A 20,407-nucleotide genomic window follows, 5' to 3' on the forward strand; every position below is an offset into this window, starting at 1 on the left:
CCCTATACGAATGGACGACCCGGTTCTACTCACAGGTGCGGGCGGCGCGGTCGGGGAGGCCATCCTCGAAGGCCTCGAAGAGGATTATTACTGGAAGCTGATGTTCCACAATCCGCCCGCAGAGCAGCCCAACCACGAGTACCTCATCGGCGACGTCGACAACCCCGACGACGTCAGAGAGGCCGTCGAGGGCGTCGGCGCGGTCATCCACCTCGCGGGCGACCCCCGCCCGGAGGCGCCGTGGGACTCGGTGCTGTCGAACAACATCGACGGGACCCAGAAGCTCTACGAGGCCGCCGTCGAGGAGGGCGTCGAGAAGTTCGTCTTCGCCTCCTCGAACCACGCCGTCGGCTCCTTCGAGACACCGGACCGCACGCCGGATATGTACCGCCCCGAGGACGACTTCCGCCTCGACGGGACGGAGTTTCCCCGCCCCGGGAACCTCTATGGCGTCTCGAAGGCCACCGGCGAGGTGCTGGGCCGGTACTACCACGACACGTACGGCATCAAGGTGTGTAACATCCGCATCGGCAATCTGACCCGGGGCCACCCGCCCATCGACTACGAGCGCGGCCAGGCGATGTGGCTCTCCTACCCCGACTGCGCCCACATCCACCAGTGTGCCCTGGAGGCCGACTACGAGTACGAGACCGTCTACGGGATTTCGGACAACGACCGGAAGTACTACTCCATCGAGCGCGCCAAAGAGGCCCTCAACTACCGCCCGCAGGACAACTCCGCGCACTTCGAGGGCGAAGACCGAGTCGTCGAACCGGACGTTTGAGCGACGAATCACCGCATCTCGTAACTAGCTACGTTGCCGTCAGTTCCTGTTTGATGACGATAGAGTTTGTCGGCGTGTGAATCACGCGAACGGTCACCTCGTCGCCAGAGTCCAGTCGACAGCCACCCTCGTCTTCGTCGTTTTTGATACGGAATTCGAACGACGAACCCGCAGTAAACGTATCGCCCGTGTCCTCGTGGAGTGCCCCAGCATCCCACGCCTGTCCCGGCTGTCCCTGACTGATGAGTTCGCCCCGGAGATTGCTGTCGGCGAACGGTATGAATGTCGGCGTGTTTCGGGTCGCGGGGAGATTGACGAGACGGCTCGTCTTGCTACAGGCCCGGACGGCGATTTCGAGTTCCGACACCGGGATGGAGTCGCCCGCGACGTGGGTAATGCGGACAATCTGGTCGTCAGACCCGGCCCTATCGCCGGCGAACTCGCCGCTCGACTCGGATACCGCCGGGCCCGGGTCCCGAGTATCTTCGGCGACGCCGAGCGCGAACACCGAGACGACCGCCGCGAGTACCACGACGATAGCGACGAAGAGGAGGTTCGAGACGACGGGCGTGGCGGCACGCGTCGAAGGAGGGAGCCGCATCTGGCCACACCAACCAGCGTCGCACACTAAGTGGTTCGTCTGGTTTCAGGAACTGAGACGGCTCGGCCGGCGAGCCAGGGGCACCCTTACCCCAGTTCGTGAAACTCTAGTTCGCCGCTCTCGGTGTCCAGCGTTGCGACAGAGAACGCGCCCGGCGCCGGCGGAATCGCAATCCCGCCGGGATTGACCCGTACCGTCCCCTCGTACTCCTCGGTCCCCGCCTCGTGGGAGTGGCCGTGGAAGACGTAGTCGTAGGTGCCACACTCGACCAGGGCGTCGACGATGGCCCCGCTGGTGCCGTGATACACCGCGATTTCCTGGCCATCCAGCGTGAGTTCGCCCATCTCGCCCATGTAGGTGCCAAAGTCGTCGACGGTGGCTTCGACGACCCACTCGCCGTCGTTGTTGCCCCGCACTGCGTAAAAGTCCCAGTCGCCGTCGAACGGCGTCACCGAGAACGGGGCGACGAAATCGCCACAGTGGACGACCGTCTCGACGCCCAACTCTTCGAACGTTGTGACCGCCGCGTCGACCTGTTCGCCGTTGTCGTGCGTGTCCGAGACGATACCGACTAGCATAATTCGTCGTTCTGTGTCTGAGGATAAGAACGTATGGCCCGCTAGCAACGGTCTCTAGTGATTGGGCTACTGAAACTGTGAACAGCCAGAAAGCCCCGCTAGCATCCCTCAGTGTCGGAGCCGCTGAGATTCAGAACAGCCAGAAAGCCCCGGCACGCTCGGGGCTTTCTGGCTACTCTAAGTCGCGGCTATCCATTCACCAGCAACTGCTAGCGGGGCTGTCAGTGGAGTCCGTGCTGTCAGGAACACTGGTCGCTACGTGACGCTGACCTTTTCTCCCGTCGTCGCAAGCACCTAGTCATGGCACGGGGAATCCTGGAGACGATCGGACTCGCGGCCACACTCGTTCTGGCCATCCCGATAGCGCTCTTTGGCGCTGAGCACCTGATTCGCGGGGAACTACTCGCAGGCGCGCTGTACGTCGGCATCGCGGTCGGGCTCGTCCTCGTCGAGCAGTATCTCACGACGCCGACGGACGTGCCGGGGATGGTCGCAGAGGAGACGGTGGGGAAAGTGGTCGAGACCGAGACGTCCGACGCCGAGCGGACAGAAGGTGAGTAATTAGTCGGCGACGACGGCTTCGCCGGCCTCGTCTAACAGTTCCTCGATAGAGCGCTCGGAGGGCGCGTTCTCCAGCAACACGTCGATGGGCAGGGTCGGCGCGCCGTCGACGAGGTTCTCCATGAGGACGAGGCGTTCGCGGGCGCGGGACATCCCCACGTAGAAGACCCGGCGCTCGTTGTCGGTCAGCGTGGGCACGGGGCTCGTGTGTTTGGTGAACTCCTCGACGTCGGGGACCTCGATACCGCGCTGTTCGACCGTGGCGGCCATCTGCTCTACGACCTTCTCGGTGAGGTCGGTGGCGACGAAGACGTGGTCGGCCTCGCGACCCTTCGCGGAGTGGATGGTGCCCAGACGGACGCGGTTGGGGTCCATCCCCTGGTAGTCACCCGCGAAGTAGGCGCCGACGGTTCGCTCCTGGAAGTTGGTGACCTTCCGGAGCATGTCGCTGGCGGAGGCGGGGTCGGGGACGAAGGGGACGTGGTCGGTGACGACGTCGGGCTCGATATCGATTTCGGCGATGTCGTCGGCCTCGCTCTCTTCCTCGATGTCTTCGAGCGCGTCGAAGAAGTCGTCGCGCTCGCCGGTGCCGAAGGCCGAATCGGCGAGCATATCGGCGAGGCGGCGGGCCTCCAGCACGGAGAGGGGCTCGTCGTTCTCTACGGCCTCGACGGCAGCGACGTACTGGCTGAGGCGGTCGGTCCACATCCGCTGGTCGGTCAGACACGAGAACGGTATCCCCTCGTCGATGAACTCATCGATGAACTGGAACATCTGGTAGCGGGCCCGAAAGAGGACCATCACAGTCTCGTCAGCCTGGTCGACGGTGCCGATGACGTTCCGTGCCAGGTCGAACATCGAGGGGTTCTGGACCGCCTCGACGCGGCCGCCCTCCTTGCGAGGGTTAAGGTCTTTCTCCTGGCGCTTCTCGATGTGGCGGACCTCGCGATTGACGACGTTGAGAATGCGCGAGGGCAACCGGTAGGAGTTGGGGAGAATTTCGTCGGTCGTGACGTCTTCTTCGAGCAGGAGGTCGGGGTCGGCGCCCTGCCAGGCGTAGACGACCTGGTCGTCGTCGCCGGCGATGAGCACCCGCTTCATGTGGGGTTTCCACTCCTCGTAGACGTCGTACTGCAGCGTCGTGATGTCCTGGAACTCGTCGATGATGAGGTAGTCGACGTTCGGGAGCAGGGAGCGCTGGGCGACCCGTTCGAGCATGTCGGCAAAGCCGGTGAGGTCGTTGTCGCCCTTGTAGGTCCGCCAGCCCCGGATGGCGGCGGGGACGTCGACGCGGTCGTCGTCGGTCGGCCACGTCGGCGTGTACTTGTTGCCGGTCTGGGCGTTGTCGTCGATTTCGGGGGGGAGCCGGACCTCCTCGTCGTCCCACTTGAACGGGACGTCGTACCAGTCAGCGACGTCACGGCGGGTGCGCTGGAGCCACTGGCTCGTCGCGATAATCTTGTTGCCGAGCGTGGTCGAGCGGGCCGACCGCCGGCGTGACCCCTCGTACTCGTCCTCGAACTCGATGCCGAACTGGTCGCAAAAGTCCTCTTTGTCGCTCTCGCCGACCACGTCGCCCCGCGAGAGATTGAGCAGTTCGTACGCCTTGGCGTGCATCGTACAGACGTTCCCCTGCAGCGCCCGGGGGGTCACGTCGAGGCGCTCGGCCAGCCGTTCGCGTATCTCGGCGGCCGCCGCACGCGTGTACGAGACCACCAGTACGTCGCGAAAGTCGACGGTCTCGTCTTCGAGCAGCTCCTCGACTCGGTCCAGCAGGGCAGTCGTCTTCCCGCTCCCCGGCCCACCGAACAGGCGGACTACCTCGGTGGTCGAATCAGTCATTGCACATATACTAGGGGTCCGGCCCAATAAACAACGTGCTTTGGAAAAACGGCGGAAACACTGTCGACGGTCGGTCGGTTGCGGCCCACCCGCACCGGCGAGTGCGGGGGACCGAGCGACAGCGTAGTCGTGTGACGATGCTACGGTTGCCGTGGTGAGCGTGCTTCTCGAATCTCCGCCCCGTCCCGGATCATATCCTCACAGGCGGGACAGACCCGGGGGTCATCAGTGTCGGACGGCGTGAACACACGGACGTAGTCCTTCGTTACGAAGGACCCACAGTTCTGGCACTCTGGCATACCCTCTCTCCGATACTGTCCCGGCGGCGGACAGCATCTACTGAGACGTTGCTGTCAACTGATATATAACTATGCTATGTCACATCTCCTACCGGTACAGCGAGACGTACAACATGGCAAAGCCGATGATAAAGGGAATCGTCTCGGCCATCTGGAAGAACACGTCGGCGAGGGCCCCGGTCTGGCCGGTCGAGAGCTGGGTGATGACGCTGGTGATGGCGACGCCCATGCTGATAAAGGCAAAGCCGACGAAGGCGTACTGGAGGCGTTCGGAGGGCCGTTTCCGGTAGGCCTGGAAGCTGATGAGCGTGATCCCGAGGGTGAGCCCGAACACGACCATCCGCATCAGTACGAGCGCTCCGCGCGCGATGGCGACCCCGGTTTGCATCGGTTAGTGCCCTCTGTGCATGGTTATTCGGGGTTTAGCTCGTCCCACAGCTGACTAAATCGGTCGGGGAGGTTCTCCTCGCGGTAGATGCGGACCTTGTACTCCTCGTCCTCTAACGAGATGACCGTCGACTCGAAGTTGGACTCGTACACCTTGTAGTGGTTGCCGTCCTCCGCGACGAGCGTGTGGTCTTTCACCAGGTCGTACTCGTCCAGGAGCTCGATACGTCGATAGACGGTCGGCAGGGAGAGGTCGCACTGCTCGGCGAGATCTTTCGCAGATTGGGCCTCCCGACTGATGGCGGCCAGCACGCGCCGGGCGTGCTGGTCACCGATTGTATCGAGGATCTCCTCGATGCTCTTGTCCTCTGCCACTACCCATTCCTACTCCCCATCTCATATAAGCGTTTACGAGCATGGAGGTTGTTTCACGCTCGGAAAACGCTGAGGGGTTTATATCATGACGGCGCCGCTACACTCTGGTGCGGATTGCGTCCAGATAAACGATGTCCGGAGACAACCTCCGTCGCGTGACGACGGGCAAGACGATGGGTGACCGAGCCGACGAGCGACTGACCCCCCTCGTCGGGTCGACCGACCCAACCGCCCATGGTAGCGCCAGTCGTGACGCCATCCCGGAGTCGGTGTTGGCTTCGGTCATCGACGATATCGCCGACGGCGACCTCGCCGTCGACGACGGGCTCGTGACCCAGAGTCTGGACGAAATCCTGCTCGCGATGATAGCGTTGTCGGACGATGAGACACACGGGACAGGGCTCATGGAGGCACTGTCGCGTCTGTTCGACGCGCAGTTGAGTCCGGGCACGGTGTATCCGCGTCTGCACGACCTCGAAGCGGATGACACGCTTACCGTTCACGAACTGGTGCAGACCAAACAGTACTCGATCGACGACGCCGAAACGGCAGCGTCACAGATCGAGGAAGCGGCATACAGGCATTTCGTCATCGGGATGTTCCTGCACGCGTCGCTCGACGCTGTCTGACATCCCACGTCTCTCTCTATCCACGCCTGGGCCGGCTCCTGACCCCAGCCGGCCCGGGTTTGGCTCCACGGAACCGAGCGAGAGCGGCCGTGCCGTCGTAGGCACGACGCGAGTACCGTGACAGTCGCGACTCACGGTGAGTCGCGTCGAGAACGAAACCGAGAGAAGGCGCAGTTCAGTTTACGGGTGTCCAGCCACACACCGAGCACTCGCTTGCGGCCGACCCGTGAAGCCCACCGCAGTCTGGACACTGTTTCTTGTTGTAGTTTTCCTCCCATCCAACGTCGTCGACCTCGTGACCGCGCTGCGAAAGGAACTCGTCGAACATCTCGTCGGATCTCGGTGCGCTCGCCATACGTGCTATGGTATACCACACCAGCATATAGAACTATCGATTGTGAGAAACGTTGCCACATCTTACCGGTCGACTCGGTCGGGAGTTCACCCGGATGAGGGGCCCAGCACGTCGGTGATAGTGTCAGCCTGTTGGATCAATATCGACCCGAGGACGCTCATCACGAGGACGTAGCCGACGGTAAAAGCCGGCAGGACCGAGGCCAGCCGGCCGGTTCCGATACCGGCCGCCAGCGTGGCGATGACGAGCGAGAACTCCCCGCGGGGGACCAGTCCCAGCCCCACGCGCAGCGAGCGACGTCGGTCGAGGCCGTAGAACCGTCCCGAGAAGGTACCACTGAGGAACTTGCCGACGGTCGTCGCGACGACCGCGACCGCGAGAAGCACGGCCACACCCGCGATGAGGGTCACGTCGGTCGTCAGCCCGATACTGAAGAAAAACACCGCCGCGAATATGTCGCGAGCGGGGGCGACGATATGTTCGATGCGTTCGACGTGGGCAGTCTGGCTGATTCCAGTACCCAGGAAGAAGGCGGCGACGGCCTCGCTGACGCCCAGTGCCAGGGCCGCGCCGGCGACCAGCGTGGTCACGCCGACGATGCGAAGGATGAACAGTTCGTCGGAGCTGGTCCGGAAGAAGCGGTCGAGCCAGCCCGAGCCGTACCACGCGATGGCGGTGAGACCGCCCAGAAAGAGGAAGGCGGTCCCGACGGAGATAGCTGCGGATTCGAGATCGCCGCCGCCGGCGACCGCCGAGAGTATCGCGAGATACACCGCGATGAGGATGTCCTCGAAGACGAGTGTCCCGAGTATCGGGCCGCTCTCGTCGTTGGCGATCCACCCCTCCTCGATAAGCGACTTGGTGATGACGGCGCTCGAAGAGATGTAGACGACGCCGGCCAGAAACAGCGTCTCCAGCAGCGTCCAGCCGAAGAGCAGTCCGATAGCCACGCCGAGACCGAAGTTGACGGCGAAGTCGACGCCACCGGCGGCGCTGATGCGCCCGCGGTCGCGCAGCAGCTGGTCGACGCTGAACTCCAGCCCGAGGAAAAAGAGGAGGAAAACGATACCGAGCTCCGCGAGCACCTGGATGAACTCGCTGTCGCTGACCAGATTGAGTGAGACCCCAAGCACCGACGAGGGCGGGTTCGGCCCGACGAGGATGCCGACCACGATGTACGCGGGGATGACCGACAGCCCCACGCGGTTGGCGAGCGCACCGGCGAGTGCAACGGCAGTCAGCGCGATGCCGACTTCGAGCAGCAGCTCGGCCATCTCAGCTGTCGTCCGACTCGACGAGCGCTTCGAATTCGGCCAGCTCCTCGCGGGTCCCGAGCGTGACGAGGATGTCGCCGGCGGTTATCGTCTCTCCCGGACCGGGGTTGGGGACGGTGTCCGAGCCGCGCTGGATAGCGATGACCGAGACACCGGTCCGCTGGCGGAGATTCGCTTCACCGAGCGTCTGCCCGGCGAGGTCGCTTTCCTGGCCCACGTCGAGCCACTCGATGACGGCCTCGCCAAGTGGCACCTCCACCTCGTCGGTCTCGACTGGCTGGAAGTACGCCCCCTGGAGGATGGCCCCGACCTCGCGGGCCAGTTGCCCCGAGAGGGTAACGAGCCGCTCGGCGTCCGCGTCGGGGTCGGGCTTGTGGAACACCTCCCGCTTGCCGTCGTGGTGTAACAGGACGACGAGCCGTTCGTCGCTGCCGATCTCCACCTCGAACTTCTTGCCGACGCCGGGGACGTCTGTCTCGTAGACCGTCATATCGGGACAACGAGCGGAGGCTGAATAAACCCGGGTGGCCCGGAAACCCGCAGCTACCCGCTCAGAAGTCGGGGCCGGGCGCCGGGACACCACCGCCCTCCTCGCCACCGCCGTCGAGGTCGAACTCCTCACGTAGCTCCCGGATGCGGTCGCGGATGTCCGCCGCGAGTTCGAACTCCAGGTTGCTGGCGGCCTCTTCCATGCGCTCTTCGAGTTGCTGTATCTGTGCCGTGGCCTCGTCCTCGTCGGCGGGCCCCTCGCCCGCGACCCCGCCAGTGTCGGTCTTGCTCCCCGGAAGGTTGGTCTCGCCGACCGCCTTCTCGATGGTGGTGGGCTCGAAGCCGTGGTCCTCGTTGTACTGCTGCTGAATGTGCCGGCGGCGCTGGGTCTCCTCGATGGCGGCGTCCATCGCTGAACTGCGCTCGTCGGCGTACAGCACGACCTCGCCGTTGACGTTGCGGGCCGCCCGGCCCATCGTCTGGACGAGCGTGGTCTCCGAGCGGAGAAAGCCCTCCTGGTCGGCGTCGAGAATGGCGACGAGCGAGACTTCCGGAATGTCCAGCCCCTCGCGCAGGAGGTTGATACCGACGAGCACGTCGATATCGCCCAGCCGCAGCGAGCGGATGAGCTCGTGCCGTTCCAGCGTGTCGGTCTCGTCGTGCATGTAGGCGACGTCGACGCCCGCTTCCTCCAGATACTCGGTGAGGTCCTCGGCCATCCGCTTTGTCAGGGTAGTCACCAGCACCCGCTCGTCGCGCTCGGTCCGCTCGTCGATGCGGCCCATGAGGTCCTCGACCTGGCCGGTCGCCGAGGCCACCTCGACGGCGGGGTCGACGAGGTGGGTCGGCCGGACAATCTGCTCGACTATCTGCTCGCTCTCCTCGCGCTCGTAGTCGGCCGGCGTCGCCGAGACGTACAGCGTCTGGTCGGTCTTTGCCTCGAACTCCTCGAAGGTGAGCGGCCGGTTGTCAAAGGCGGTGGGCAGCCGGAAACCGTTCTCGACGAGGCTCTCCTTCCTGCTTTTGTCGCCCGCGAACTGCCCGCGAATCTGGGGGAGCGTCTGGTGGGACTCGTCGACGACGGTGAGGAAGTCCTCGGGGAAGTAATCCAGCAACGTGTAGGGTGCCTCGCCGCTCTCGCGGTCCGAGAGGTGGACGGAGTAGTTCTCGATGCCCGAGCAGTAGCCCGTCTCCTGCATCATCTCGATGTCGAAGGTGGTCCGCTCCTCGATGCGCTGGGCGGCGACGGCGTCGCCCTTGCGGTCGAAGTACCGGATGCGCTGTTCGAGCAGCGCCTCTATCTCCTCGATAGCCCGCTCTAACCGTTGCTCCGGGATGGAGTAGTGCTCGGCGGGGTGAATCAACGCGGCGGGCTCCTCGCTCTTGACCTCGCCCTCCAGGGGGTCGACCTTCAGCATCCGGTCTATCTCGTCGCCCCAGAACTCCACGCGGATGGCGTAGCGCCCGTACATCGGGTAGATCTCGAGCGTGTCCCCGCGCACGCGGAACGTCCCCTGGGTGAAGTCCACGTCGTTGCGCTCGTAGTTCAGGTCCACGAGTTGCCCGAGTAGCTCGTCGCGGTCTATCTCCTGGCCCACCTCGATAGAGAGGGACATGTCGATGTAGTTGCGCGGGTCACCCAGCCCGTAGATGGCCGAGACCGAGGCGACGACGATGACGTCGTCCCGGGTGAGCAGCGACCGGGTCGCGGAGTGGCGCAACCGGTCGATTTCGTCGTTGATGGAGGCGTCCTTGTCGATGAACGTGTCCGTCTGTTCGACGTAGGCCTCGGGCTGGTAGTAGTCGTAGTAGCTGACGAAGTACTCGACGGCGTTATCCGGGAACAGGTTCCGGAACTCCTCGTACAATTGGGCCGCGAGCGTCTTGTTGTGGGCGATGACCAGCGTTGGCTTCTGTATCTCCTCGACGACCCAGGAGACGGTGTTGGTCTTGCCCGACCCCGTCACGCCCAGCAGGGTCTGGGTGTCCATCCCTTGCTCGAACCCCTCGGCCAGCTGCTCGATGGCCTCGGGCTGGTCGCCGGCGGGGTCGAAGGGCGCGTCGACGCGGAACTCGGTGTCGGCGTCCGGACGGTCGATGGAGAGGGGGCCGCCTGCGTCGCTCATTGTCTGTGGGTAGGGCTGGAGGGACTTGAGGCGCTCGCTCGCAGTTCCGGGCCCGTTATACACTGTCTTCGACAGGGTCCGTAACCGTCAGCCAGCCGAGACTGTCACCGAGGCGTTTCAGCCCCTCGTCGTGTGTCCAGAGTCGAGATACGTCGTGTCGTTCCATAGCAGCCAGGACGGTCGCGTCACGACCACCGATACCGGACTGAGCGTGTGTCTCCAGCAGGTTCGCTCCAGCGGCAACGTCACGTTCGGTCAAGTCGGCGGTCGTGACGTTCGAGAGTCGGAGGAATCGGTCGACAGTCTCCCCACTGTCCGCGAGCTGGTTCGACAGATAGTGTACAACCTCCATCTGGAGGACAGTCGTGGTAAATATCGGTTCGTTCTGGAGTACATCGTCGACGGGCTCTCGAACAGCCTCGTGCTCGTCGAGGCTTTCATCGAAATAGGATATCCAGATGTTCGCGTCGAGACAGTACATCAGGGCAGGTCGCTCGTCCAGTCCGTTTTCATCTCAAGCGGGTCGCGCGGACTCGCATCTTCCGCACGCGTCTCGTCGTTGATACACCCGGCCATCGTTTCGACGAACGATTCGCGGGAGATGCGCGGTCGGATGACGATGTGCCCGTCCGCCCGTTCGATTTCGACAGTCTCTCCGGGGCCGATGTGTAGCGACTCGCGGATGGACTGTGGAATGGTGACGCGCCCTTTCTCGTCAACGCGTCGTTCGTCGCTCGTCCCCATATTTCCCACTACAGTGGGATGTCAGATAAATATTCGGCTCAGCAGACGTCCTTCGGGTTCACACCAAGCTCTTCGAGCGTCTCGACGTAGTCGTCGTAGGCCGCCGCGACCACGTCGATGGCTGCGCCCTCCGCGGCCTCCCAGTCGTCGTCATCCTCGCAGGTCTCGTCCAGCAGGTCGGCGGCGTCCTCGCGTAGTGTCTCGACCTCGCTGCCCGCGCTGCGGTAGGTACTCGCGGTCTGGGGGTCCGCCTGCCCGGTGAAGAAGCCGGTGAGCTGCTCTTTGACCTTCTTGTCGACGAGCGTCCAGCCGACGAGCCCGCCCAGCCGCTCGACCGTGTCGTCCAGCGCGTCGAGCGTCTCGTGCATGTGGAACTCCCGGTCGGCGGGTTCGGTCTCGCCCTGTCGGTCGCCCGCGTCGCTCGCGGCGTCGGCAAAGAGGTCGCCGGCCGCGTCGGCAGCGTCGTCGGCCCACGCCTCGAAGGTCGCGGCGGCGGCGGCCTCGCGGGCCGCGGCGGCGGCGTGGATACTGTCGGGCTCCATCTCCCCGCGCGTGTCCGCGTACAGTGTCTTCGAGGAGCCCAGTCGGGAGAGCTCGGTCTGCTGGTCGTCTCGGACGGCATCGATGAGGTCGTCGGCGGTCATACCCGCGACTGGGCCCGGCGCGGGCTTGTAACCATCGGAGCCAGGTCAGCCGTGCCACGCGCCGCGTCGGTCGCTGTGGCTGGCGTCGTCCAGCCGGTCGGGGCTGTCGCCGGTGTGGAACGTCTCCACGAGCTGGGAGGCAACGTGCCAGCTCGCGGCGTCGGTGTCGAGCCCGACGAGCCGTATCTCGGCGCTCGTGTAGCTCTCGATGGCGCCGTCCTGGTCCGGGTCGGTCCCTTCGAGCAACAGACACGACCCCTCGCCTGCCGTGCAGTCGTCGGCCGAGACGCTGCTGACGGTGACGGCTGCGGCCTCGGGGTCCTCGACGACGCGGACGGAGACGTCGGCGGGAACCGCTCCGTCGGCCCCCTCGCGAACGTAATCGAGCGCGTAGTCGAGTTCCGCCCGATAGTCTTCGCCCGGCTCAGCCAGCGCAACCGTCAGTTCCGTGTCGTTCCACGGGTTCTCGCGCTCGGTGGCGTTGGGCTGTGGCAGTGTCGCCAGGTCACGCTCGTGGGCCATCACCTCGCGCGGTCGGTCGGTGTGGCCGAGGCCCAGCAGGTGGCCGGCCTCGTGGCGGACGACCAGCCGGGTCGACTCGTCAGCCAGCCCGCGCCTGACCTCGACCCTCGCCGGTCGGTCGACCCCGGTCGAGGCGTCGATACGGGGCGCACAGCCGGCCGGGAACTCGGTGTCACCGCAGTCGCCCACTGTCTCGACGAAGCGCAGGCTGACATCGACCCCGTTTTCCGACGTCTCCCCCGGTTCCAGCACCCGGAAGGCGACGTCGAAGCCGGCGTACTCGCCGGCGTTTTGCTCCCAGTAGGCGAGCCCGTCCTCGACCAGCGCCCGCTCGCGGTCGGTACCCTCGACGGCGACGGTCACGGTTTCGCCGTCGAAGGGATGCTCGTCGCTACCCGTCAACGACTCCGCCTGGTCGACGAGCGCACCACAGCCGGCCAGCCCGCCCAGGAGGACGAGGAGTGCGAGCGCGCCGGCGCGTCGGCTATCCATTGGCTATCGGTCGGACTCGGTGCACGTGTAGATTGTGGCTGCGGGGAGTAAGCCCCCTTCTGTTCGGGCCGGCATTCGGCTGAGCGACCGCGTCCAGCGCTCGCGCGCAGTGTCGGACTACCTGTCGACGCGGTCTTGCACCGGTGAGGATTCGCCGTTCCATCGGTCCGTCCAGGGGAGCGCAGTGGGCGTCAGCACACCGCGATGGCCCTCGGTGGGTTAACTCTCCCTCGCTTGCGTTCGGGATTCGCGCACCTCATCGGTCCCCGGACGACGTGTCGTTGCTGTTCCAGAGCCGACGGTCTCCCGCCCCGGGCTTGTGCCCGGTCACCTGTCCGACGGGTGGGGGGACTTTCCTCATGCCTCTCGGCACGGGGGCCGGCCTCCCGCTGCCGGTCGAACGTAGTCGAGTGGCGCTGATTAAGCTTGCTTCTCGGTCAGCGCCGGCACAAGACAGTTACCTCGGGTGGCTGAACACCCTCCAATGCCGTCGTTCCATCGGCCGGGTGGCCGGGCCGTCGTCCTGCTAGTCGTCGGTGCCGTCCTCCTCGTCGGCGGGGCCCTCGCCTACGATGCGGTCCCGGGTGAGGACTACCGCGTTGTCGTCACGGCGACCGACATCGACAACCCAGAGAACGTCACCACGCGAGAGGTTGACGTGTACACCTACGCGGAGCTATCGTCGGACGCGCAGTCGGTGTTCCGCGACGGACGGGCCGCCGACGGCGAGGCCATCATCGTCGACGCCCGCCGGTGGACCGACGAGTTCGAGTACGGAACCGACACCGACGGGTTAACTGTCGTCACGGATGACGAGACCAACTACCTCGTCATCGCCTCCCAGGAGCAGTGTCTCGGGGCGCTGTGTGACATCATCCGGGGGCTGTGTGCGCTCGTGTCGGCCGTGGGAGCGGTGGCCGTCGCCGTCGGCTGTAGACGCTGTGTCGACTGGACGACGTGAGTCGGACCGATCCCCGAGAAGACAGCGGTATCAGTCGTCGGCTTCGAGGGGCTGGCCGTTGCCGTCGGTCGGCGCGGGCGAGGACTGCATGTCGTCGTCCTCGGCGTAGGGGTACCACGTCATCTTCGTGTTGTGCATGTAGGGGTCGTGGTAGTCGGTCTCCTCGGGCTCGACGAGGTCGGCCAGCGTCTCCTCGTCGCGCGCTTCGACGAAGTCACGGAACGTCTCGCCGTCCTCGCGAAGCTCTTTGAAGTTGTTCACGAGGTTGCGGATGGCGCCGGGCACCTCGTCGGCGGGGACGCGCATCTCGACCCAGTCGGCAAAGCGGGGGTCCTCACCGAGGCCGCCACCGAGGCCGATGTCGAGGGCCTCGACCGGCTCGCCGTCCTTGCGGGTCTTCATGCCGCGCAGGGAGACGTCGGCGATCTGGGGCTGGGCACAGGAGGCGGTACAGCCCGAGAGGTGGATGTGGAAGTCTTCGTGGTCGGCGGGGAGCTCGACGTTGTCCTTGAGCCAGCGGGCATACCGAACTTGACGGTTCTTCGTCTCGACGATAGAGAGCGAGCAGTACTCGGTGCCGGTACAGGCGATAGAGCCACGCATGAACGGCGAGGGGTTCGGCGAGTAGTCAGAGAGCAGTGGCTCGCTTTTGAGGTCCGCTAAGTTCTCCTCGGGGACGTCCATGATGATGACGTTCTGGCGCTGGGTGAGTCGGACCTCGCCGGAGCCGTACTCGTCTGCGAGTTCGGCCAGTTCCAGCGTGTCCTCGGCGCCCATCCGGCCGACGAGGACGTTCAGGCCGACGTAGTAGTTGCCGTCGGGCTGTTCGTGGATGCCGACGTGGTCGTTGTGCCCCGTCTGGCCGCCGGAGTTGTAGGTGTACTTCTCGCGCATGTCCTCGCCGGCGGTCTCGAGTTCGAAGTCGACGAACTCGTCCTGGAGAACCTGGCGCATCTTCTCGGGGCCCCACTCGTCCATGAGGAACTTGATTCGGGCGTTGAAGCGGTCCTCGCGGTCCCCGTACTCGCGAAACAGCGCGGACATCCCGTGGGCGACGTCGGCGGCCTGGTCGGCCGGGACCCAGACGTCGATGTCGCGGGCGAGGCGGGCCTCCTTGCGGGAGAGGCCGCCGCCGACGCGGACGTTGAAGCCGACTTCGCCGTGCTTCTCGGCGGGCTCGAAGGCGAGGTCGTTGATGTCGCCCTGGCCACAGCCCTCGTCACAGCCGGTGATGGCGACTTTCCACTTGCGCGGGAGGTTCGAGTAGTCGTCGTTGCCCTTGAAGGTCTCGTGGAGCTCCTCGGCGACGGGCCAGGCGTCGACGTGTTCGTGTTTGTCCTTGCCGGCGACCGGGCAGCCGACGATGTTGCGCCAGGAGTCACCGCAGGCCTGCTGGGTAGAGAGGCCGACAGATTCGAGCTTCTCGAAGATATCCGGGATGTCCTCCAGCTTGATCCAGTGGAGCTGGATGGACTGCCGTGTCGTCCAGTCACAGACGGCCGGCCCGAACTCTGGGTTTTCGGCGGGACCGCGGGCGTAGTCGCGGGCGATTTCACCGATGACCTCGAGCTGGCCGGGCTTGATGACGCCGTTTGGCGTCCCGATGCGCATCATGAAATAGGACTCCTGGCCCGAGCGCTGGTGGTACAGCCCCCACCACTTGAAGCGCTCGAACCACGCGTCGTGCTCGTCCTCCGGGATGGCCTCCCATCCCTGCTCTGCGAACTCCATGAGATGCTCGCGAATCTCGTTCCCGTAGACCTCGTCTTTCCATCCTTCGACTTTGCTGGGCATGGATAGTTCTGTCTGTTGCCTAGAGAGCCACCCTTATACGACACGCCTTCTCGTCAACCGTCTCCCCCACTACCCGAAACAGGAGATTGTTGCCACCTATTCCGGGTCGCCATCAGCGGCGTGTTTGCCCGGGAAGTGGACGCTCTCGTGGACGACACCGTAGAATTCCCCCGAATCGGGGTCGACGACACGCCCGACGGTCAGCCAGTCCGTAACGCCGCTCTCGCCACAGGCGATACACTGACCGGCGATACGAGCCTCGATATTCGGGTAATCGACGCCGACTTTCACGAACCCCTCGGCGAGGAAATCGGCCAGTTCACACCCGCAGAAGTCCGTCTGCGCGAGGAGCCACAGGTCCGAGACGTTCACCTCCCGGGAGTCGTTGACGGAGATCCACGCGCCGTCGTCGAGCTGGTGAACGTCGGTTGTCATTACATCTCATTAGATTTCCGTGACACCTGAGGGCATCGGCGCTGTCAACTTTCGCCGGTGCCGGAATTATCCGGCCGCCGTCTTGCGGTGTGTGCGACTAGCCACCACGACGCTCGATCTGTCAGCAGCCGTACAAGGTAGCTGCACACGTTGCCGGTAAGCCGCAGTGTGGGTTGTTCTTACAGGAGGGTGCGGCCTTAAGGTAAGAGGGCTGTTACGAGGGAGTAGCGACACGCGACGACGTCCTCGTCGCTCCAACAGAAACGATGACGAACGCAAACCAGACGCACGACGAACCCGACGCCGAAGTAGACGAACCAACCACCGACCACCTCGACAACGTCGAGGACGGCTGTGGCTGCACCGAGATCTGGGAACACATGTCCGAGGAGCGCGAGAGCGCATCGGACGACTAGCGCTGTTTTCACTACCGTCCAGATGTGCCCGGGAGCGCCGGAGCATCGCGGCCGCACAGCCGGACGGGATACTTTTGTGCTGGGACCGCTAACGCCGTACTGATGCCAGACGACGCACCGTCGACCGACCGGGAGTCGCCGGTCGGGAAACCGGTCATCCGCGGCGACCCGACCTTCACCGGGCAACACGCCGAGGAGGCCGTCGAGTTCGACCCCGACGACCCCGAGAGCCTCGAACTCGCCGCCCGAACTGTGCGGCGCTTCTCCGAGAACACCGCCGGCGCGGACGACAACGTCTACATGCTTCGGGGCGCCGCGGCGTGTGCCGCACTCGTCCGCGGCGAGGGGTCCTACAAGGCCGCAGCCGAGCGAGCGGGCGGCGACGCCACCGTTTCCTTTATCCGAAAGTGGTCCCGCGTCCACGACCTGCCGCGCTCGGTTCGCGTCCACGTCGCCAAAGGAGAGATCGCCCCCACCGCCGCGAAACACATCGCCCGCCTGGCAGGTGAAGCCCGTCTCCTGCTTGCCTGGGCCGCGCTGGACCACGACCTGACCGTCCGGCAGATTCGCGCCGTCGCCAGCGGCGTCAACGACGGTGCGACCATCGAAGCGGCGCTCGCGGCCGAGGGCTACCGCCTCGGCGAGCTCACCATCGACATCGACGTCGACGCCTACTGCAAACTCCGACGGCGCGCCGCGCTCGATTCGACCGAGCCGAGTTCGGTCGTCACCGACTCGCTGGAATCGACGCTCGGCGACGGACCGTAAGTACTTAGCCGCCTGTTCCCCCACCTGCTATCGAGGGCCGGTAGCTCAGTTAGGCAGAGCGTCTGGCTTTTAACCAGATGGTCGGGGGTTCAACTCCCTCCCGGCCCGTGAGATATCCGCGAGCGACAGCGAGCGGTATCGAACGACCGAGGGAGGGAGTTGAACCCTGGGAGTCGCAGCGGCCGAGGGAACCGAGGCCGACCGTCTCCCTCCGGTTCAACTCCCGACGGACCGAGTCCGTCGTAGCTCGCAGTCGCTCCGCGACTGCTCACTCCCGAAAGACGCCCATGGCGTCTTTCGACCCTCGCTAACGCATGGCGTTCGCTCAGCCTCCCGACCCGCTTCGACGGCGGTCTCACGAACAACGTGAGTGAGACGTCGGAGCGACAGCATCGCTCCGGTAAACGGACGTGAGGAGTGAAGCGGCCCCGGAGTCAGAACGATGTCTCGCTGGAGCCCAGACCGGATGATTTACCACCCTCACCGTCCAGCGGTGGAACATGAACGCACTCACCGACGGACTCGACGACCCGCTGAAGCCACTGGGCGTTGCGGGTGGTATCTTCCTCGTGCTCGCTGCGGCGGGCACCGTCATCGGCGCGCCGTGGGCAACGCAGGCGACTATGGGCGGCGCAGTCGTCCAGATTTTCGGCTCGCTGCTGATGGCCGTCCTCGGGGCCGTACTCGCCTACGTCAGCTGGAACGACGAGTAGAAAAACGGGGTTTCCGGCGCAGAAACGACGAGTAGAAAAACGGGGTTCGCAGACGGACTGGCGTCGCGCAGGGACGGGAGCACCGACACCGGGTCGGCGCCGACCGCAGCAACCCGTCTCAGCCGCGGTTCGGGAGGTATGCCATCCCGAGCATCAGCACGGACGCGATGCCGCTGAGTATCGAGATGCCCCAAAGGCCGTTCTTGCGCTCGTGGAAGTAGTCCTGTGCGGCGAGAGTCTCCTGGTACTGCGAATACTTGTCGCTGCTGATAATCTTAACTGTACTCTGGTCGGGGAAGTACGCGAAGTACTGCCCGTCAGCGAGCGTGACGTTGCCACCCTCGCTGAGTTCGGCCGTCTCCTCACGCGACGCGGTCCACTCGACTGTCGCGCTGCTGTTGGTCACCTCGGAGAGAGTCGTCGTTTGCGTGCCGTCATCGGCCTCGTACGGATACTGGTCGCCGGTCGTGTACGTCACAGTCTCCGGTTCCGGGAGCCACTCCTCGACCGGCTGGGTCGAATTGTCCGCGCGATAGACGACGTAGTCGGTACCGTCCCGGGTCGCAAGCGAATTGTACACCTCGCTGTCTTCCTGGAGCAGCTGGGTCACGTTCTGCTGGGCAGTGAGTGTCAGCGTGCCCGTGGCGTTGTCGGTACTGACATCATAGGTCGTGTTGTTCCGTGTGACCTCCGACCCGTCGTCGACCGTTTCGGTGTACTGCGAGGAGTTGTTCGTCCAGGCTAGCTCGGCAGCCATCGTCCCGTCGTCGCCGGTCGGCTGGATGTTCGAGACGGTGTATGTCTGGTCCCCGCTGCTAAATTCGCTGTCGTTGGTCAGTTCCGGCCCTTCGATGTCCACCGCCGGCCGCTGACTCTCCGCGACGCCAATGTACGCGTAGGCTGCGACACTGACGACGAGGAAGAACAGGAAGTACGCCGCCGCGGCTCGTCGTTGCATACCCGGACGGTCAGTCGCGGCACGGTTTAATGATTACTTTTCGGAGGTCCCGGAGGCTGAGACCGTCACCAGCGAGACGGCGCCAGTACCGACGGGTCCCAGACAATCGGCTGTCCGTTCACAGCAGCGAGTTCGGGCAGTTGCGACAGTCGGCCGGTCAGTTGAGCCGGGTGAACCGGACGACTTTCTGGTTCGCGTTGTCCCGCTTGAGTTCGAGGACGAACGTCCGTCGCTCGCTGCCACTGAGGCGATAGGTCCCGTTATCCGGCCCGGTGATGACAGCGTCGACGCGCATCTCTCGGGAGCTACTGCCCTCGACAGCGTAGCTGATTACCGTCGTCGAGGAGCGGTGGTTAGGTTCGATTGTGACCGTCTCGACAGGGACCGACGTGAACGAGTCCTCAGGGAAATCGAGTTCAACGAGCCGCTGTGGGCCTTTCTCGCTGTTTCGCCCGATTTCCTCCTCGGTGTGCAGTGACTCCGCGGATTTTTGTACCTTGCTCAGCTCTTGACCGACGTTTTTCTGACTTCGATCGACGGCGGCGTCGTTGATAACCGGCATCGCGACGGCTACGAGCGCGATCAGCATCAGGATGGCCACGACGTGTCGCATCATGGTTTGGTTCGCGGGCGATATGACATCGGGGAGTCAGTCGGCCGTATCATACACAATTATATACCCACATTTAAATCTATACAGTGTGTACGTAACGTGTCGGCAGGTGGATAGCGTTACGGGAAATCTCCGCTGGGCGTGGTGTTTTACTTTCCTAATTTCGGCGTTTACATTTAAATGGTATTGGCTAAATAATATAGGCATGAGTAACATCGAACAGCTCGAACAACGGGTGGAGGCGGTCGAGAACGCCGTGACCCACGGGAAGACGGAATTCGAGGATATCAAGGAGGTCGCGGAGCTGACGGCAGAACTCGAGTCGATGGCGAAGAAGCTGGAGAAAATGGAGCAGCGGCTGGCGGCCGTCGAGGGGGCGACACAGTCCCTGGAGGGATACGTGGGCAACGTCAAATCGGTCAACAGTGAGACCGAAAAGCAGGCAGACGCCGCGGTCGCAGCCGTCGACCGCCTCGAATCGAAGATCGAGACGTTCGAGCGGCAGGTCAGTGTCGAGGCCTTCGAATCGCTCGCCCAGCAGGTGGAGGAACTTAACCGGGACCAGCAGCGACTGGCCGCGGAGCTGTCCAAGGCGTCCGGAACCACCGGGGAGTTCGTCTTTGGCGACCAGACCGGTGGACCCGAGCCCAGTCAGAACGGACACCCCAAGAGCGCGGTATCGACGAACGGGTCGGCGCCCACAGACCACGCGAACGGGTCGGCACCCACAGACCACGCGAACGGGTCAGCGCCCACAGACCACGCGAACGGGTCAGCGCCCACAGACCACGCGAACGGGTCGGCACCCACAGACCACGCGAACGGGAGCCGCCCGATCGACCCCGCGGCGAGCGCCCAGAACCGACACCGCCAGAGTGAGCGAGATGATCGACTCCCGCCACAGCAACAGCGCGTCGACAAACGGTACGGGACCACGTCTGACGGGGACGACGAACAGCCCGAAGAGAAGGGGGCGATGGCGAAGTTGCTGGAGAGTCTTCCCGACTGGATGACAAAGTAGTCGGCGATCCACCGGACGCTGGGGTC

The 20,407-nt window shown here is 64.4% G+C and carries 26 protein-coding genes, 1 tRNA gene and 1 other RNA gene; 9 read left to right on the forward strand and 19 right to left on the reverse strand.

The features are described 5' to 3' along the window. Window positions 1–10 precede the first annotated feature (10 nt). A complete protein-coding gene (gene azf, locus P1K32_RS06485) occupies window positions 11–784 on the forward strand; it encodes an NAD-dependent glucose-6-phosphate dehydrogenase Azf (protein WP_276251870.1) in 774 nt (257 codons plus the stop codon). Between the two features lie 28 nt (window positions 785–812). Here azf and P1K32_RS06490 read toward each other — a convergent pair whose 3' ends face one another. After that, window positions 813–1,385 carry a type IV pilin domain-containing protein gene (locus P1K32_RS06490; RefSeq protein WP_276251871.1) on the reverse strand — a complete coding sequence of 191 codons (573 nt, stop codon included), beginning with the start codon at window positions 1,383–1,385 and terminating at the stop codon, window positions 813–815. 86 nt (window positions 1,386–1,471) lie between these two features. Then, window positions 1,472–1,963: a metallophosphoesterase gene (locus tag P1K32_RS06495; RefSeq protein WP_276251872.1), complete on the reverse strand. Its 492-nt coding sequence runs from the start codon at window positions 1,961–1,963 to the stop codon at window positions 1,472–1,474. 300 nt (window positions 1,964–2,263) lie between these two features. On the opposite strand from P1K32_RS06495, the gene P1K32_RS06500 reads away from it, so the two are divergent. Continuing rightward, entirely contained in the window at window positions 2,264–2,524 is a 261-nt protein-coding gene (locus P1K32_RS06500; protein ID WP_276251873.1) for a DUF7533 family protein, read from the forward strand. Here the strand turns inward: P1K32_RS06500 and P1K32_RS06505 are convergent, their stop codons facing one another. From P1K32_RS06505 to P1K32_RS06515, 4 genes are all read right to left on the reverse strand, one after another. Beyond that, complete coding sequence (locus tag P1K32_RS06505; RefSeq protein ID WP_276251874.1) at window positions 2,525–4,366, reverse strand: UvrD-helicase domain-containing protein; 1,842 nt, start codon at window positions 4,364–4,366, stop codon at window positions 2,525–2,527. A gap of 140 nt (window positions 4,367–4,506) precedes the next feature. Further along, window positions 4,507–4,665 (reverse strand): DUF7563 family protein, encoded by a 159-nt coding sequence (locus P1K32_RS17775; RefSeq protein WP_419181063.1) that lies wholly within the window; start codon window positions 4,663–4,665, stop codon window positions 4,507–4,509. Between the two features lie 88 nt (window positions 4,666–4,753). Further along, a complete protein-coding gene (locus tag P1K32_RS06510) occupies window positions 4,754–5,053 on the reverse strand; it encodes a DUF7521 family protein (protein WP_276251875.1) in 300 nt (99 codons plus the stop codon). 23 nt (window positions 5,054–5,076) lie between these two features. Next, window positions 5,077–5,427, reverse strand: a complete 351-nt coding sequence (locus P1K32_RS06515) for a winged helix-turn-helix domain-containing protein (protein ID WP_220589469.1) — start codon at window positions 5,425–5,427, stop codon at window positions 5,077–5,079. 131 nt (window positions 5,428–5,558) lie between these two features. On the opposite strand from P1K32_RS06515, the gene P1K32_RS06520 reads away from it, so the two are divergent. After that, window positions 5,559–6,056 (forward strand): PadR family transcriptional regulator, encoded by a 498-nt coding sequence (locus P1K32_RS06520; protein ID WP_276251876.1) that lies wholly within the window; start codon window positions 5,559–5,561, stop codon window positions 6,054–6,056. Between the two features lie 175 nt (window positions 6,057–6,231). Here P1K32_RS06520 and P1K32_RS06525 read toward each other — a convergent pair whose 3' ends face one another. The 9 genes from P1K32_RS06525 to rnpB form a co-directional block, all read right to left on the reverse strand. Further along, entirely contained in the window at window positions 6,232–6,411 is a 180-nt protein-coding gene (locus P1K32_RS06525; protein ID WP_220589468.1) for an HVO_0416 family zinc finger protein, read from the reverse strand. An 86-nt stretch (window positions 6,412–6,497) separates the two neighbouring features. Further along, the gene (locus P1K32_RS06530; protein WP_276251877.1) at window positions 6,498–7,685 is read right to left on the reverse strand and encodes a cation:proton antiporter; all 1,188 of its coding nucleotides are present in this window, start codon (window positions 7,683–7,685) and stop codon (window positions 6,498–6,500) included. Window position 7,686: 1 nt separating this feature from the next. After that, the gene (locus tag P1K32_RS06535; RefSeq protein WP_276251878.1) at window positions 7,687–8,175 is read right to left on the reverse strand and encodes a cation:proton antiporter regulatory subunit; all 489 of its coding nucleotides are present in this window, start codon (window positions 8,173–8,175) and stop codon (window positions 7,687–7,689) included. Between the two features lie 61 nt (window positions 8,176–8,236). Further along, window positions 8,237–10,300: an excinuclease ABC subunit UvrB gene (uvrB, locus tag P1K32_RS06540; RefSeq protein WP_276251879.1), complete on the reverse strand. Its 2,064-nt coding sequence runs from the start codon at window positions 10,298–10,300 to the stop codon at window positions 8,237–8,239. A gap of 55 nt (window positions 10,301–10,355) precedes the next feature. Further along, a complete protein-coding gene (locus P1K32_RS06545; RefSeq protein WP_276251880.1) occupies window positions 10,356–10,781 on the reverse strand; it encodes a type II toxin-antitoxin system VapC family toxin in 426 nt (141 codons plus the stop codon). Then, on the reverse strand, window positions 10,781–11,044 hold the full coding sequence (locus tag P1K32_RS06550) for an AbrB/MazE/SpoVT family DNA-binding domain-containing protein (RefSeq protein WP_276251881.1): 264 nt from the start codon (window positions 11,042–11,044) through the stop codon (window positions 10,781–10,783). The genes P1K32_RS06545 and P1K32_RS06550 overlap by 1 nt, the downstream gene beginning before the upstream one ends. Window positions 11,045–11,082: 38 nt before the next feature. Then, window positions 11,083–11,688, reverse strand: a complete 606-nt coding sequence (locus P1K32_RS06555) for a rubrerythrin family protein (RefSeq protein WP_276251882.1) — start codon at window positions 11,686–11,688, stop codon at window positions 11,083–11,085. A gap of 45 nt (window positions 11,689–11,733) precedes the next feature. Beyond that, window positions 11,734–12,702 carry a hypothetical protein gene (locus tag P1K32_RS06560; protein WP_276251883.1) on the reverse strand — a complete coding sequence of 323 codons (969 nt, stop codon included), beginning with the start codon at window positions 12,700–12,702 and terminating at the stop codon, window positions 11,734–11,736. A 36-nt stretch (window positions 12,703–12,738) separates the two neighbouring features. After that, window positions 12,739–13,096, reverse strand: an RNA gene (gene rnpB / locus P1K32_RS06565) — RNase P RNA component. Window positions 13,097–13,186: 90 nt separating this feature from the next. Here rnpB and P1K32_RS06570 point away from each other — a divergent pair. Continuing rightward, window positions 13,187–13,663, forward strand: coding sequence for a DUF7979 domain-containing protein (locus P1K32_RS06570; protein ID WP_276251884.1), 477 nt, complete (start codon window positions 13,187–13,189; stop codon window positions 13,661–13,663). Window positions 13,664–13,693: 30 nt separating this feature from the next. Here the strand turns inward: P1K32_RS06570 and P1K32_RS06575 are convergent, their stop codons facing one another. Then, window positions 13,694–15,457: a nitrite/sulfite reductase gene (locus P1K32_RS06575; RefSeq protein ID WP_276251885.1), complete on the reverse strand. Its 1,764-nt coding sequence runs from the start codon at window positions 15,455–15,457 to the stop codon at window positions 13,694–13,696. A 96-nt stretch (window positions 15,458–15,553) separates the two neighbouring features. After that, window positions 15,554–15,892: a DUF8134 family protein gene (locus P1K32_RS06580; RefSeq protein WP_276251886.1), complete on the reverse strand. Its 339-nt coding sequence runs from the start codon at window positions 15,890–15,892 to the stop codon at window positions 15,554–15,556. 266 nt (window positions 15,893–16,158) lie between these two features. On the opposite strand from P1K32_RS06580, the gene P1K32_RS06585 reads away from it, so the two are divergent. The 4 genes from P1K32_RS06585 to P1K32_RS06600 all read left to right on the forward strand — a co-directional run bounded on the left by P1K32_RS06585 (window position 16,159) and on the right by P1K32_RS06600 (window position 17,789). Then, window positions 16,159–16,308, forward strand: coding sequence for a hypothetical protein (locus tag P1K32_RS06585; RefSeq protein WP_220589458.1), 150 nt, complete (start codon window positions 16,159–16,161; stop codon window positions 16,306–16,308). A gap of 102 nt (window positions 16,309–16,410) precedes the next feature. Then, a complete protein-coding gene (locus P1K32_RS06590; RefSeq protein WP_276251887.1) occupies window positions 16,411–17,076 on the forward strand; it encodes a DUF7119 family protein in 666 nt (221 codons plus the stop codon). A 34-nt stretch (window positions 17,077–17,110) separates the two neighbouring features. Then, window positions 17,111–17,184: transfer RNA gene (locus P1K32_RS06595), tRNA-Lys, on the forward strand. Between the two features lie 392 nt (window positions 17,185–17,576). Beyond that, entirely contained in the window at window positions 17,577–17,789 is a 213-nt protein-coding gene (locus P1K32_RS06600; protein ID WP_276251888.1) for a DUF8123 family protein, read from the forward strand. 118 nt (window positions 17,790–17,907) lie between these two features. On the opposite strand, the gene P1K32_RS06605 is transcribed toward P1K32_RS06600, so the two are convergent. Beyond that, window positions 17,908–18,747, reverse strand: a complete 840-nt coding sequence (locus tag P1K32_RS06605; RefSeq protein WP_276251889.1) for a hypothetical protein — start codon at window positions 18,745–18,747, stop codon at window positions 17,908–17,910. Window positions 18,748–18,904: 157 nt separating this feature from the next. Beyond that, window positions 18,905–19,363 carry a DUF7311 family protein gene (locus tag P1K32_RS06610; protein ID WP_276251890.1) on the reverse strand — a complete coding sequence of 153 codons (459 nt, stop codon included), beginning with the start codon at window positions 19,361–19,363 and terminating at the stop codon, window positions 18,905–18,907. A 202-nt stretch (window positions 19,364–19,565) separates the two neighbouring features. On the opposite strand from P1K32_RS06610, the gene P1K32_RS06615 reads away from it, so the two are divergent. Continuing rightward, window positions 19,566–20,381, forward strand: coding sequence for a DUF7310 family coiled-coil domain-containing protein (locus P1K32_RS06615; RefSeq protein ID WP_276251891.1), 816 nt, complete (start codon window positions 19,566–19,568; stop codon window positions 20,379–20,381). Window positions 20,382–20,407 lie beyond the last annotated feature (26 nt).

The sequence above is a fragment of the Haloarcula rara genome, assembly GCF_029338235.1.
Classification (GTDB): Archaea; Halobacteriota; Halobacteria; order Halobacteriales; family Haloarculaceae; genus Haloarcula; species Haloarcula rara.